Annotated in this window: 12 protein-coding genes and 1 tRNA gene; 7 read left to right on the top strand and 6 right to left on the bottom strand. The window is 43.4% G+C overall.

Translation table 11 applies throughout. The features are described 5' to 3' along the window. Positions 1-1,039 (bottom strand): reverse transcriptase domain-containing protein (locus tag QL982_RS13115; RefSeq protein WP_290190377.1); only part of this gene is annotated, 1,039 nt, incomplete at its 3' end. 478 nt (positions 1,040-1,517) lie between these two features. Here QL982_RS13115 and QL982_RS13110 point away from each other — a divergent pair. Then, on the top strand, positions 1,518-2,840 hold the full coding sequence (locus QL982_RS13110) for a valine--pyruvate transaminase (RefSeq protein ID WP_290165790.1): 1,323 nt from the start codon (positions 1,518-1,520) through the stop codon (positions 2,838-2,840). A gap of 52 nt (positions 2,841-2,892) precedes the next feature. On the opposite strand, the gene QL982_RS13105 is transcribed toward QL982_RS13110, so the two are convergent. The 3 genes from QL982_RS13105 to hisB form a co-directional block, all read right to left on the bottom strand. After that, complete coding sequence (locus QL982_RS13105) at positions 2,893-3,282, bottom strand: hypothetical protein (RefSeq protein ID WP_290165792.1); 390 nt, start codon at positions 3,280-3,282, stop codon at positions 2,893-2,895. Positions 3,283-3,421: 139 nt separating this feature from the next. After that, positions 3,422-4,057 carry an imidazole glycerol phosphate synthase subunit HisH gene (gene hisH, locus QL982_RS13100; protein WP_290165794.1) on the bottom strand — a complete coding sequence of 212 codons (636 nt, stop codon included), beginning with the start codon at positions 4,055-4,057 and terminating at the stop codon, positions 3,422-3,424. A 201-nt stretch (positions 4,058-4,258) separates the two neighbouring features. Further along, positions 4,259-4,906, bottom strand: coding sequence for an imidazoleglycerol-phosphate dehydratase HisB (gene hisB / locus QL982_RS13095; protein ID WP_110922184.1), 648 nt, complete (start codon positions 4,904-4,906; stop codon positions 4,259-4,261). A 530-nt stretch (positions 4,907-5,436) separates the two neighbouring features. On the opposite strand from hisB, the gene QL982_RS13090 reads away from it, so the two are divergent. Beyond that, positions 5,437-5,859 carry a hypothetical protein gene (locus QL982_RS13090; protein ID WP_290165390.1) on the top strand — a complete coding sequence of 141 codons (423 nt, stop codon included), beginning with the start codon at positions 5,437-5,439 and terminating at the stop codon, positions 5,857-5,859. Positions 5,860-5,992: 133 nt separating this feature from the next. Then, positions 5,993-6,068: transfer RNA gene (locus tag QL982_RS13085), tRNA-Phe, on the top strand. Positions 6,069-6,195: 127 nt separating this feature from the next. Here the strand turns inward: QL982_RS13085 and QL982_RS13080 are convergent. Continuing rightward, on the bottom strand, positions 6,196-6,531 hold the full coding sequence (locus QL982_RS13080) for a hypothetical protein (RefSeq protein WP_290165392.1): 336 nt from the start codon (positions 6,529-6,531) through the stop codon (positions 6,196-6,198). A 153-nt stretch (positions 6,532-6,684) separates the two neighbouring features. On the opposite strand from QL982_RS13080, the gene QL982_RS13075 reads away from it, so the two are divergent. The 3 genes from QL982_RS13075 (at position 6,685) to QL982_RS13065 (ending at position 9,775) form a co-directional block, all read left to right on the top strand. Further along, positions 6,685-7,185: a DUF4385 domain-containing protein gene (locus QL982_RS13075; RefSeq protein ID WP_290165394.1), complete on the top strand. Its 501-nt coding sequence runs from the start codon at positions 6,685-6,687 to the stop codon at positions 7,183-7,185. 136 nt (positions 7,186-7,321) lie between these two features. Next, the gene (locus QL982_RS13070) at positions 7,322-7,999 is read left to right on the top strand and encodes a phosphoglycolate phosphatase (protein WP_290165396.1); all 678 of its coding nucleotides are present in this window, start codon (positions 7,322-7,324) and stop codon (positions 7,997-7,999) included. Positions 8,000-8,065: 66 nt separating this feature from the next. Then, positions 8,066-9,775: a formate--tetrahydrofolate ligase gene (locus QL982_RS13065; protein WP_290165399.1), complete on the top strand. Its 1,710-nt coding sequence runs from the start codon at positions 8,066-8,068 to the stop codon at positions 9,773-9,775. 50 nt (positions 9,776-9,825) lie between these two features. On the opposite strand, the gene QL982_RS13060 is transcribed toward QL982_RS13065, so the two are convergent. Next, positions 9,826-11,400, bottom strand: a complete 1,575-nt coding sequence (locus QL982_RS13060; protein WP_290165397.1) for a YifB family Mg chelatase-like AAA ATPase — start codon at positions 11,398-11,400, stop codon at positions 9,826-9,828. 428 nt (positions 11,401-11,828) lie between these two features. Here QL982_RS13060 and hemN point away from each other — a divergent pair, with 428 nt between their 5' ends. Beyond that, a complete protein-coding gene (gene hemN / locus QL982_RS13055; protein ID WP_290165401.1) occupies positions 11,829-13,265 on the top strand; it encodes an oxygen-independent coproporphyrinogen III oxidase in 1,437 nt (478 codons plus the stop codon). Positions 13,266-13,480: the final 215 nt, after the last annotated feature.

Below are 13,480 nucleotides of genomic sequence, written 5' to 3'. Positions count from 1 at the left end.
AATTATTATCTCTATAATCACTTTCAATACGAGCTATATAGTTAAGCATACCTTGTAAACTATTTAGCTTTCTTTCCCTAATAGCCCTTTCATCTAGTTCATCTTTTTTACGCGCAACTTTATCTTTTATAAAAGGCTTTTTGAACTCAAAGTCTCCCTTAAAGCACAAATGATGTACCAAGGCACGAACTGTATCTCTATATAATCTTGGCGTATTAACGCGTTTATTGACTGTCAATCCTGTCACATTTTGCTGAGAATAAAAAAGACTCATTCTAACTTTTTTTAAATTTATCTCAAAACCACTCCTCTCAATTATGTTAATCAGATTTTTACTAGGTAAGTATTCATTACTATCATTAGAGAAAGCAATCTTATGTGGGAATACCTTCTTATTCGTAGAAAATGTAATATCATCACAGTATCTAGAATAACTACAGCCACAACTTGTGGCTAGTTGAGCTAACTTAATATCAACAATATGGCCTATCAAATTAGATATAACTGGGGAGCATGGACTGCCTTGGGGGAGAGAGTTATTATGACAAGCGATTTGCGCTAAGATCGTGGCTACCTTCGGATGAAGACTAAAGTTATTGTTTGCAATAAAAAATCCTCTAACTCTTCCGAAATTGATGGAATCGAAAAAATCTTTTAAATCTATATTGAATACAAACCTTTTCTTTGAATGAACCTTAGCATGGTTCATTGTCGAAATACCTCTTTGGTAACCATATGAAAGGTTACCTTTAATCTTTCTCGTTAGATTAATCTCTTCTATACAGTCATATAAAAAGTTAGATAGAGAAGACTGAATCTTTTTTAGCTCTTTATTAGGAGCTAGTATCTTTCGAGTACCACCTTGCTTTTTTGGTATTTCAAACTCTGTATATTTTTCCTTTGTGCTTTTATCTCTATCAGTTCCTAATATATACAGATGATACGAAAGGTTTGCAGGTTTGGTTTTATCAAGTAGGAAGGCTACATCTTGAAGTGTAGTTGCTGATTTAAGTTGATCTAAATTTGGGGTATATGTCATTTATTAGTCTTTCACTTTAAATTAGAAGACCTACGAATACTCTTATGCCCTTATAGGTAAATTCCAAAATATTCCACGGAACTCTGAGGATACGCTGAGGATGGCAAGAAACTCTACGTAGCATGAAAATCACTCACTGTGAAACACAGTGATAAAATCTATTCGCAGGTCTAAGTCTCATACTAGATGAATAATGGTATTTGTCAACTATTAATCAGCAATTGTAGAGTTTTTTAGCTCTGATTGAAGCGTTAGCTTGGTAGGCTCTAGCGCTTGTGTCGCCTGAAAACCGAAATGCCTTCTATTCACCTAGAAGGCGTTTTTTACTTCACTCAACGTATAAGCATATAAACCGATATCAGCCATGCAGTTTGCTTATTTATTGAGGGGATTACCTAGCCCTCATTTGCTATACTAGCCTAACTTTTATCAATCAAATTCCTTCTTACAACATCCTCCAAAACAGCATGGTAGTCTTATGAAATTCTCAAAGTTCGGTCAAAAATTTACCCAGCCCACTGGCATCTCACAATTGATGGACGATTTGGGTGATGCGCTAAAAAGCGATCAGCCAGTCAACATGCTGGGCGGTGGTAACCCTGCCAAAATTGATGCCGTCAATGAGCTGTTTTTGGAGACGTATAAGGCACTAGGCACAGATAACGATACAGGTGAAGCCAATAGTAGCGCTATTATCAGCATGGCGAACTACTCTAATCCGCAAGGTGATTCGGCCTTTATCGATGCCTTGGTTGGCTTCTTTAACCGTCATTATGATTGGAATCTCACCTCAGAAAATATCGCCCTGACCAATGGCTCACAGAATGCATTTTTCTATCTGTTTAATCTATTTGGCGGCGCTTTCGTTGATGAAATGAATAAATCTGTCGATAAATCCATTCTACTGCCATTGACCCCTGAGTATATCGGCTATAGCGACGTGCATGTCGAAGGTCAGCATTTCGCGGCGGTATTGCCACATATCGATGAAGTGACTCATGATGGCGAGGACGGCTTCTTTAAATATTGTGTCGATTTTGAGGCATTAGAAAACTTGCCAGCGCTAAAGGAAGGCCGTATCGGTGCGATTTGCTGCTCACGCCCGACCAACCCAACAGGCAACGTGCTGACTGATGACGAAATGGCGCATTTGGCCGAGATTGCCAAACGTTATGACATACCGCTTATTATCGATAATGCCTACGGTATGCCCTTCCCTAACATCATCTATTCAGACGCGCATTTGACGTGGGATGACAATACGATTCTGTGCTTTAGCCTGTCTAAAATTGGCCTACCCGGTATGCGTACTGGTATTATCGTGGCCGATGCTGAAGTGATTGAAGCTGTCAGCGCAATGAATGCGGTGGTGAATCTAGCGCCGACACGCTTTGGTGCAGCGATTGCCACGCCATTGGTGGAAAACGACCGTATCAAGCAGTTAGCCGATAATGAGATTAAGCCGTTTTATCAAAAGCAGGCGACCCTTGCCGTGAAGCTGTTAAAAGAAGCATTGGGTGATTATCCGTTGATGATTCATAAGCCTGAAGGCGCGATTTTCTTATGGTTGTGGTTTAAAGATTTGCCGATTACCACGGTTGAGCTGTACGAGATTTTAAAAGAAAAAGGCACGCTCATTGTACCAAGTCAGTATTTCTTCCCTGGTGTCGATGTCAGCGATTATCAGCATGCACATGAGTGTATTCGTATGAGTATCGCGGCGGATGAGCAGACGCTGACTGATGGTATCAAAGTGATTGGTGAAGTCGTACGTGAGCTGTATGATGAAGCCAAAAAATAAGATGAGCTACTAGAATTATAAATTCAAATAGCAAAACGAAAAAACGGACTAATTAATAGTCCGTTTTTTTATGGCGTTTGGTCAACGAGGTAGGCTTGCTGGTTGGATGAAAGATCTTCGTCCACTTATTCAGCGCATAAAGCACATAAGGCAACAGGCACGTATTAATCAAGTCATGTATGCTTGCTTTGATGTCTACGATCTCTAATGCAAAAAGCCCTTTGGGTATAATAATATGGCGATTGTCCAAATACTCTCCCAATAAAGCCATGCCAGTCACAACGATTAACGCCATGAATGATCTGATGCTTTGGTTTTTAATGATAGGACGCAGCACCATCAGGCAAAGTAGATAAATACCGATGCCGACATAGATATGTAAAGCATCTTTGGCAAGGCCAGTTGTTTCAATAATATTGATTTTAAAGGTATTAAAATCCACTGAGATATTCCAAATATAGGCGAGTAGAAAATAACTGAAAGTATGGCTGACATTATAGCTGAGAATAAAAAAGGCAGATTATATAATTGATAATCTACCTTATGCTAAATTAAATATTCACTGCGCGTTTATCACCTACTTACACATCCCACTCGACGAAGTTTTTTAACAACTGCAAGCCAGCAGTATGGCTCTTTTCTGGATGGAACTGGGTGGCAAATAGATTGTCTTGGATCACACTGGCACAGAACGGTTGACCATAGTCACATACCGCCGCTACTTGCGCGCTATCAGCAGGTTCACAGTAGTAACTATGCACAAAGTAAAAATGCGCGTTGTCTTCGATACCGTGCCAAAGCGGATGGTCAAAATCCATACTGCTAATGGTATTCCAACCCATATGCGGTACTTTAATCGTAGCGCCTTGCTTGTCTTTCCACGTAGGGTCAAATGCTTCTACACTGCCCTTTAAGATGCCAAGACAGTCTGTACCACCATTTTCAGCTGATTGCTCAAACAACGCCTGCATGCCCACACAGATGGCCATAACGGGCTTGTTGAATACTGCATGGCGTATGACGTCATCAATCCCTGCCTCTTGCATGCCAGCGATACAGTCGCGCATGGCACCGACACCAGGGAAGACGATCTTGTCTGCCGCAGCGACGACTTTGGGATCATTGGTGATAGAGACTTCTGCCCCGACCGCTGACAACGCTTTACTGGCGGAATGCAAATTACCCATACCATAATCTAATAGTGCAATTTTGGTCATCGATTGGTTCTCATTTTTAAATATTTTGACTACTGTACTATTTATATCGTTAGCCATTTATATTGTTGGCTATTGCCTTTTCTATTATCGCGGGTGTAGATAAGGTTTTGCTACAAGGAAGTCAAGCGCAGGCTGTACAGCTAGTACGCCAAGCTTGACTGGCCCTTTTGAGTAACCTTGTAGAACAGCCTTAAATACACCTTAGAAAGCCTCTTTGGTCGATGGCAAGGTGTTCAACGCACGCTCGTCATATTCACAAGCCATACGTAATGCACGAGCAAAAGCTTTAAAGGTTGATTCGATTTGGTGATGGCTGTTTTTGCCTTTGAGATTGTCCAAATGCACGGTCATCCACGAGTGATTGACGAAGCCATAAAAGAACTCACTGAACAAGTCAACATCAAAACCGCCCACGTGCGAGCGGGTAAATGGAATGTCCATATGTAGACCAGGACGACCTGATAGATCGACAACGGCGCGAGTCAACGACTCATCAAGTGGCGCATAAAAATGCCCATAACGACGGATGCCTTTTTTGTCGCCTAGCGCTTTATTGAACGCTTGGCCAAGCGTAATCCCAGTGTCTTCGACGCTATGGTGATCATCGATAAAGGTATCGCCTGTGCACTTGATATCCAAGTCAAACAAACCGTGACGCTTGATTTGATCAATCATATGATCCAAAAATGGCACGCCAGTGTCTACCGTGCCTTGACCAGTACCATCAAGGTTGACAGTGCACTTCACTTGCGTCTCTGCCGTGATACGCTCAACCGTGGCGATACGCGCTGGACGACCATGTAGGTTCGGGTTCTGTGATGGGTTTTGCTCAGTTGCATTGGCTGTCATGGCTACTCTCTATCAATTTTTTATCAGTGAAAAGCGGTCAATAACATAGGACTAAAACACGCCCCAGTCTTTAAATAAGTGAATGATGAAAAATTTAAAAAATCTATCAATGTTTACGAATAATATTAGGATTTATGCCTACTAGGGCGTGACCTCACTTTAGAAATGGTGATAAAAATGAGATAAATCGCAGTCAAACAAGGAAAATAGCGCAGATAATATCGAGATATTAGTCAGCTACTTGACGCCGTTTGGCAAGATTTAGCCATTTTTAACCCATTTAGATGACTATCGATTGAATTGAGGACACGCCCTAAGCATTGTCTGTCTTCATCATAGCAAACCCTAACATTTACTGCTATGTCCAAGCCGTAAACCACGCACAAATTTACCTCATTCTGCTAAAATAGTGTGTTCAGTATTATCAATCATGACGCACGCTAATGCTATAACACGACCATTTGCGACACCACACTCTATGACATTATGATGTCTCACATCATAGAAACCCTCTGTTTATAGGAACTGCTATGCCTTTAGAAGCGATCGCCATCAATAGTTTGGATGCCCCACTGATTAAAAAACCTGCACGTGAACACGAGCTAGCAAAACGCCTGCAGGCTTTATATGATACCGATGATACTCAGCCCAGTGGTGCCGATGTACTCAGTCTCATCGAGCAAGGATTTAAGCGTGGGCAATATCTCTATGTCGGTATGTTTAATGACAAGCCTATCGCTGCTGTCGCCTGCTTTGATGATGGGCAGACCAATGCTAAGCGCTTGCAATACCTGACCGTACATGCACAAAATCGCGGCCGAGCCATTGATGCCAAGTTTATTAAACTGGTTTATGATGCTGAGGTGAAGAAAGGCGTACGTGAGTTTGTCCCTGTGGATACGGATATTCATCGTATTATGAGCGAGTACGAACTACTGCGTGTTAAAGATTAAGTATCGATGTCAAAGAAGTTAAAACCTCTTATTTTGCTTATGTTCGATGATTTATGCTTTTTTATCACATATAATGCAAAAACTACTTGACAGCAGTGCGTATATTTAGTTTAATAGCGTCCTCAACGAAGACGGCTCGATAGCTCAGTCGGTAGAGCAACGGATTGAAAATCCGTGTGTCGGCAGTTCGAACCTGCCTCGAGCCACCATTTCGTTTAAGCATTCTAAAAAGCCCCAGACATTTATGTTTGGGGCTTTTTTTATGCTTAGATTTTTATGTTTAGGTAGCATGTTCAGATGTATTTAAGACCACTGTTATAAGCGCTTTCTTACTTATCACAAACGCTTTCTTAATAATAACTCACAACGCTCACGCGAGTCCAAATCATAAACCGTCGCACGGTAATCAATACCATGACGTCCTTCAAAAAATATCACCCGATCGCCCACTGCTAAAAAACAAGACGTGCGCGCATCATAAATAAACCCATCAATCACAAATGCCAAATCACGATCCGTCTCGCGCACCGTATAAGTCTCGCCTTGTGGAATCAACCGCTCAAACCAAGCGCTATGGGCAGCCGTACCCGCTAGCATGCTTGATATTATGAGTACCAACGTCATAAATACGTTTTTTGATAATATCGAATAGCCTGACTTATTTATGCTCATTTTATTCCTCAACATGATTACTTTTATCGCTGCCCTTGCTCATTATCTTTTTATGCTAAACGCTTACTGTCACGGTTGCATAACATTTTTGTGCTTTTTTCTAAACGGCTTGGCTGAGTATACTAAGCATCGATATCTTAATCAGGTGAGGTTATGAGAGAATTTGATTACGATTTGGATTACAAAAACCTAGACTTGCGCGCTCAGCCCGAGCTGTATCGTGTTGGGCGCGGCGAGCAAGGCGTACTGCTCGTAGAGCCTTATAAGTCCGAAATCCTGCCGCATTGGCGCTTTGCCACTCCTGACATTGCGACGGAGAGTAGCGAGATTATCTATCGAATGTTCTTAGATTATCTGGCTGACGATGACTTTGTTGGTGCAGATATAGCGCGCAAGTTTATTCAAATGGGCTATACCCGTGCGCGCCGCTATGCCAATCATAAAGGTGGCAAAAAATACAAAGGTGCCGTGCCTGATGATAAAAAAGGCCAAAGCGGTGCACATGGGCGTGAAGAGTTACCACGGCAAGTCGAGGATCCTATCAAAGCAGAGTCAGCGCGCATATTTAAACAAAAATGGGACGAGTGTCGTGAGAACGAAGATTATTTAAGAATGAAAAAAGAACACCGTGAGCGTTATAAAAATATCGAATAATTACTTCTGTTCATTAGGGTCTGCTGAACATTAAAAAGTGAATTTGCTAACCTTAAAACATGATTATGCTAAGGTATGGCATGAAGCGCAATGTAACCGACATAACAAATATAACTGTTTCAAATAGTGAGGAATAATGGATAAGCAACTTTTGATTTTTGATTTCGACGGAACACTCATTGATAGTGTGCCTGACTTGGCTGACGCGACTAATACTATGTTGACCACGCTTGGCAAAGCAACCTACCCTATCGAGACGATACGCAACTGGATAGGCAATGGCTCAAGATTATTGGTGGAGCGTGCGCTAGTGGGTAAGGTAGAAGTGTTAGAAAACGAGTTAACGGTCGAGGAAGCCGATCACGCAGAGCACCTGTTTTTTGAGGCTTATAAAAATCTCAGTGGCAGCAAAACCGTCGCCTATCCAGATGTCGATAGCGGACTAAAAAAACTGAAGGACGCAGGTTATACACTGGCGTTAGTGACCAACAAACCCATTCGTTTTGTACCGAAGATATTACAGTCATTTGGCTGGCAAGACTTGTTTAGTGAAGTGCTGGGCGGTGATAGCCTCTCAACCAAAAAGCCTGATCCTGCACCGCTATTACATGTCTGTGAAGCATTAAATATTTCTCCAGAACAAGCCATTATGATTGGTGATTCTAGAAACGATATCTTAGCCGGACAAAATGCCAATATGGACACGCTTGGACTGTCTTATGGCTATAACTATGGGCAAGATATTCGTGAGTTGAATCCTACCGAAGCGTTTGATAACTTTGCGGATTTGGTGGATTATTTTTTAAATAATTAGGGCGTATCCTACATGCCTATATTCCAATATTCCGATACTCTTGAAAACTGTGATGAGACCTTTGATATGACCGTACCTAGTGATATTGCGATTGCTCAAAAAGTGACGTTGCAACCCATCAATGACATTGCTCAAAAGCTTGGCTTAACCGCCACCAGTATCGAACCTTACGGACATTATAAAGCCAAAATAAATCCAGATGATGTGTTTGCGATGCCAGTTAAGAGCAAGCAGAGCAAATTGATATTGGTCACCGCCATCAACCCAACGCCTGCTGGTGAAGGAAAAACCACGGTCACTATCGGCTTGGCTGACGCACTAAACCGCATTCATAAGCAGCAAAATAACGGTGAGAGAACGGCAGTCGCCATGCGTGAGCCATCCATCGGTCCCGTATTTGGAATTAAAGGTGGTGCAGCGGGTGGCGGTTATGCGCAAGTACTGCCGATGGAAGATATCAACCTACACTTTACTGGTGACTTTCATGCGATTGGGGCGGCGAATAACCTGCTGTCGGCGCTGTTAGACAATCATATCTATCAAGGCAACGAGCTGAATATCGACCCAAAACAAGTATTCTGGCGTCGAGCGGTAGATATGAATGATCGTCAACTGCGCAACATCATCAGCGGTATCGGAAAAACCACAGATGGCGTGATGCGTGAGGATGGTTTTGATATCACCGTTGCCTCTGAAGTGATGGCAATCTTTTGCTTAGCGACGGATTTGAACGACTTAAAACAACGCCTAGGCAATATCTTAATCGCCTATAACAAAGACAAACAGCCAGTCTATGCAAAAGACCTCAATGCTCACGGTGCAATGGCAGTACTCCTAAAAGAAGCGATTAAACCCAACCTTGTACAGACCATTGAAGGGACGCCTGCTATCGTCCATGGTGGCCCATTTGCCAATATTGCGCACGGTTGTAACTCCGTCATCGCGACTCGCGTGGCCATGCATTTGGCCGACTACACACTCACAGAAGCAGGTTTTGGTGCCGACCTTGGTGCGCAGAAGTTTTGTGATATCAAATGTCGCTTGTCAGGACTGACGCCAGATGCGGCCGTCATCGTCGCCACTATTCGAGCGTTAAAATACAATGGCGGTATTGCCAAAGACAAGCTAACTACCGAAAACTTAGCAGCGCTTGAACAAGGCTTGCCAAACCTGATGAAGCATATCGAAAACATGCAAGAAGTCTATGGGCTACCAGTGGTCGTCGCCATCAACCAGTTCATCAGTGATACTGACGCCGAAATCGAGCTGGTACGGCAAGCGTGCCTGCAAAAAGGGGTCGAAGTTACCCTAACGCAAGTATGGGAGAAAGGCGGTGCAGGCGGCGAAGCATTAGCAAACACTTTGCTAAAATTGCTCCATAATAACAGTCATAAACCTAGCCAATTCCGTTTGGCTTACGATAGTGACAACAGTATTGCTGATAAAATTCGCACGATTGCACAGCGAATTTATGGGGCAGATGATATTGATATCAGCAGTCTGGCTCAGTCCAAAATACGCCGCCTAGAAGCCCTAAATCTCGATAAGATGCCAGTGTGTATCGCTAAAACGCAGTATTCGCTGAGCGATGATGCCAAATTACTGGGCCGGCCTACTGGCTTTGATATCCATGTACGTGATATCAGCATATCCTCTGGTGCAGGTTTTATCGTGGTGATCTGTGGCCCTATCGTGAAAATGCCTGGCTTGCCCAAACGCCCTTCAGCAGAACAGATTGATTTAGACGATGCTGGCAATATCATTGGATTATTTTAGGCCGTGTCATCATTTAGCACATTGATAGGTTTATTGGTCTTGAAATGAGATTATTTGCTGCGATAACTGAGTGCCTCGGATACATGGACGCTCGTGATGTCTACACTATCAGCCAGGTCTGCGATGGTACGCGCCACTCGCAATACTCGATGGTAGCCACGCGCGGATAAATTCAGGCGCTGCTGTGCGAGTTGTAATAGCTGCTGCTCACCCTCTCCCAGTTGGATATATTTATCAATCTCGCTAGGGTTAAGCTCATTATTGACCTTTTGTTGTCGCTGCATTTGATTTTTATGAGCGGCGGCTACTCGTACCCTCACTTGTTCTGAGGTTTCTCCAGCCTGAGCATTTTGCAAGTCGGCAATCGGTAAAGCGGGCACCGTGATATGCAAATCAATGCGATCTAATAGCGGTCCTGATAGCTTGTCTTGATAGCGTTTAATCTGCTCGGGTCGACAGCGACAACGCCCTGATGCATCGCCATCATAGCCACATGGGCAAGGATTCATCGCCGCGACCAATTGAAAATTCGCAGGAAAGGTCATCTGTGAATTGGCACGGCTAATCGTTATCTGCTTAGCCTCTAATGGCTGACGCAACACCTCTAACACCGTACGATCAAACTCTGGCAATTCATCAAGGAATAATACGCCTTTATTAGCCAGCGTAATCTCACCAGGTTTCGGACGTGAACCACCACCGACCAGTGCCACAGCTGATATCGTATGATGAACTTGCCTGAACGGCCGTGTACCATAGTCATAATCACTGTCTGCGACTGAATACGTACTGGCTACTTCTAACGCATCTTCATCACTGAGATCAGGTAAAATAGTCGGTAGACGCGATGCCATCAATGTCTTACCTGAACCAGGCGGCCCTGTAAATAATATCGAGTGCCCACCTGCAGCGGCTATTTCCAGCGCACGCCGCGCATGATGCTGACCTTTGACATCGGCCAAGTCCACTTGATAACCAATATGCTGCGGTGCTGGACTGGGTGTGACGACTGCCAAACTCTCATTGGGTATGCTTGGATTCGCTAGCGACTGTAAGTGGTCACAAACGGCTTTGAGACTGTGGGCACCTAATACCTCCACTCCCTCGACACGGCTGGCTTCTGCCCCATTATCCATTGGCACGATTAATTTGACCGATGTTACTGCTTCTACTGGCAGCGGCTCAGTCAGTGATTGCTCATGACTACTCGATGATTTTGCCGCCAACCCTTCCGCTTTAATCGCTCGTGCCACTGCCAAACTGCCTGTCACTTGCCGCAAGTTTCCATTTAGCGCCAATTCACCGATAAACTCAAACCCTGATAGCACGTCTGGATCGAGCTGATCACTGGCTGCCAAAATACCGATAGCAATCGGTAAATCTAACCTTGCACCGTCTTTGGGTAAGTCAGCAGGCGCTAGGTTAATAGTGAGGCGGCGATTTGGAAACTGAAATCCAGAATTTAATATCGCAGAACGTACTCTGTCTTTACTCTCACGTACCGCTGCTTCTGGTAGACCGACAATGGTGAGTGCAGGCAAACCTTGCGACAAGTGCACCTCAATAATGACCTTAGGTGCGTGCAGACCAACGACTGAACGGGTATAGACTTGAGCAAACGACATAAGTGTTTCCTATAAAGAGGCTCTCTCGATAATAGAGGATTACACATAGGTACGCAAATGTCGTGTTTTGAGTCATAAAACCTCATGTGATTGATGATTCAATCATGAGCTCATTATCTTAGTAAGTTTTGCCTAAGAGTACTCGCTATTCACCCCACTATTAACAAGGATTTGTTATACTAGCCACTGTCTATTTAGACATAAATATTGCTAGAGAAATGGTCTTAAACAAACGGTTTCAATTGCTCCCTTTGAACCACATAAATCCTAGCAATGTATATGGTCAAAACGAGGAATACCGCATGACAGAACATTCAGAACAAAACAATTCTAACAGTGCTGACCATATCGAGCAGCCTTACAATCGCGCCGGAGATCAGCCGACCACGACACGTCCTGTCATGCAACCAGACAATCCTTATGCCAGTATGCGCGGCAGTATTACGAGCAAACATCTACCCGCCTTTGATGAAGCGATCATCCATAAATACAATCGCTCAGGGCCTAGATATACCTCTTATCCCACGGCTTTAGAGTTCGCGCCAATCGCTGACAGTCTTGAGACCAAAATCCTGCAGAACCGTGAAGTGCGTGCACCACTGTCGCTATATTTTCATATTCCGTTCTGTCGTCATCTTTGCTACTACTGTGCTTGCAATAAAATTATTACCAAAAAAAATAGCGACTCTGGTGACTATTTGCAGTACTTGATTGCCGAAATTAAGCACAAACGACGCTTATTATCGGCACCTGAAGGTAGCAGCAAACCATTGGTCAAGCAGCTACATTTGGGCGGTGGTACACCCACATTTTTGCGCGATGAAGAAATGGTTCAGCTGTGGGAGTTTTTACAGACGCAGTTTGAATTTTTACCTGAAGATGAAGGTGATTACTCTATTGAGATTGACCCACGCGAGCTGAGCGAAGACACATTGAAAGTATTACGTGGTCTTGGTTTCAACCGTATCAGTTTAGGTGTGCAAGATTTAGATGAAACCGTACAAATCGCTGTCAATCGTGTGCATTCCGCAGAATTGATTGAGAACGTACTCAACGAGGCGCGCGAACTCGGCTTTCACTCTATTAACATCGACTTGATTTATGGTCTGCCACATCAAACGCCTGAGACGTTGGACAAGACCGTACAGCGCATCATAGAGATGTCACCAGATCGTCTGTCTGTATTTAACTACGCGCATCTGCCAGAACGATTTAAAGCGCAACGTCAGATTAAAGATGCAGACCTACCCAATCCAGCAGCGAAGCTTACAATGCTTGGCAATACTATCAATATGTTGAGCGAAGCCGGCTATCAATATATCGGCATAGACCATTTCGCCAAGCCTGATGATGAACTTGCTGTCGCACAGCGCGAGGGCAAATTACATCGTAACTTCCAAGGTTACACCATCATGGGTGACTGCGACCTATTAGGATTTGGGGTCTCATCCATCAGTCAAATCGCCAATGCCAGTACCCGCTATATCCTACAGAATGATACGGATCTGCAAGCCTATCAAGCCAATATTGATATGGCAAAAATCAACCCTACTGTCATGCCAGCGGTAAAAGTCATTAAGACATCGATCAAAGATCGTCTGCGTGAATATGTGATTATGAACTTGCTATGTCACGACTATGTTGATTTTAAAGATGTGAATCAGAAATTCGGTATCGATGCTATTACTTATTTTATTGATGAAATAGCACAGCTCGGCGCCATGCAAGACGATAAGCTCATCGATATGGATGCCGCTGGTATTCGTGTTTTACCACGTGGACGCTTATTGGGTCGAAACGTTGCGATGGTCTTTGATGAATATCTGGAGAAAAAACACAAGAATCGTTTTTCGAAAGTAATTTAAAACAGCTTTAAGAAGCAACGTTAAAAAATAACGTTAAAAAGCAATGGTTAGTTGATAGCAAAAAAGACCTCAAGCGAGGTCTTTTTTTATGCTGAATTGACGATAAGCAGGCTTGCGACCACCAATGCTATAGTCGATACTAGGGCGTGTCCTCAATTCAATTGATCATATCTAAACGGGCTAAAAATGGCTAAATTTTGCCAAACATCGTTAAA

The organism is Psychrobacter sp. 5A.1, assembly GCF_030407455.1.
GTDB lineage: Bacteria > Pseudomonadota > Gammaproteobacteria > Pseudomonadales > Moraxellaceae > Psychrobacter.
Note: the sequence above shows the minus strand (reverse complement) of the source record. Positions and strands in the feature narration are given on the sequence as shown.

Bases quoted from the DNA above. Each gene is read 5' to 3' on its own strand.
- QL982_RS13110 (WP_290165790.1), top strand. From the start codon at position 1,518: ATGAAATTCTCAAAGTTCGGTCAAAAATTTACCCAGCCCACTGGCATC.
- hisH (WP_290165794.1), bottom strand. From the start codon at position 4,057: ATGACCAAAATTGCACTATTAGATTATGGTATGGGTAATTTGCATTCC.
- hisB (WP_110922184.1), bottom strand. From the start codon at position 4,906: ATGACAGCCAATGCAACTGAGCAAAACCCATCACAGAACCCGAACCTA.
- QL982_RS13090 (WP_290165390.1), top strand. From the start codon at position 5,437: ATGCCTTTAGAAGCGATCGCCATCAATAGTTTGGATGCCCCACTGATT.
- QL982_RS13080 (WP_290165392.1), bottom strand. From the start codon at position 6,531: ATGAGCATAAATAAGTCAGGCTATTCGATATTATCAAAAAACGTATTT.
- QL982_RS13075 (WP_290165394.1), top strand. From the start codon at position 6,685: ATGAGAGAATTTGATTACGATTTGGATTACAAAAACCTAGACTTGCGC.
- QL982_RS13070 (WP_290165396.1), top strand. From the start codon at position 7,322: ATGGATAAGCAACTTTTGATTTTTGATTTCGACGGAACACTCATTGAT.
- QL982_RS13065 (WP_290165399.1), top strand. From the start codon at position 8,066: ATGACCGTACCTAGTGATATTGCGATTGCTCAAAAAGTGACGTTGCAA.
- QL982_RS13060 (WP_290165397.1), bottom strand. From the start codon at position 11,400: ATGTCGTTTGCTCAAGTCTATACCCGTTCAGTCGTTGGTCTGCACGCA.
- hemN (WP_290165401.1), top strand. From the start codon at position 11,829: ATGCGCGGCAGTATTACGAGCAAACATCTACCCGCCTTTGATGAAGCG.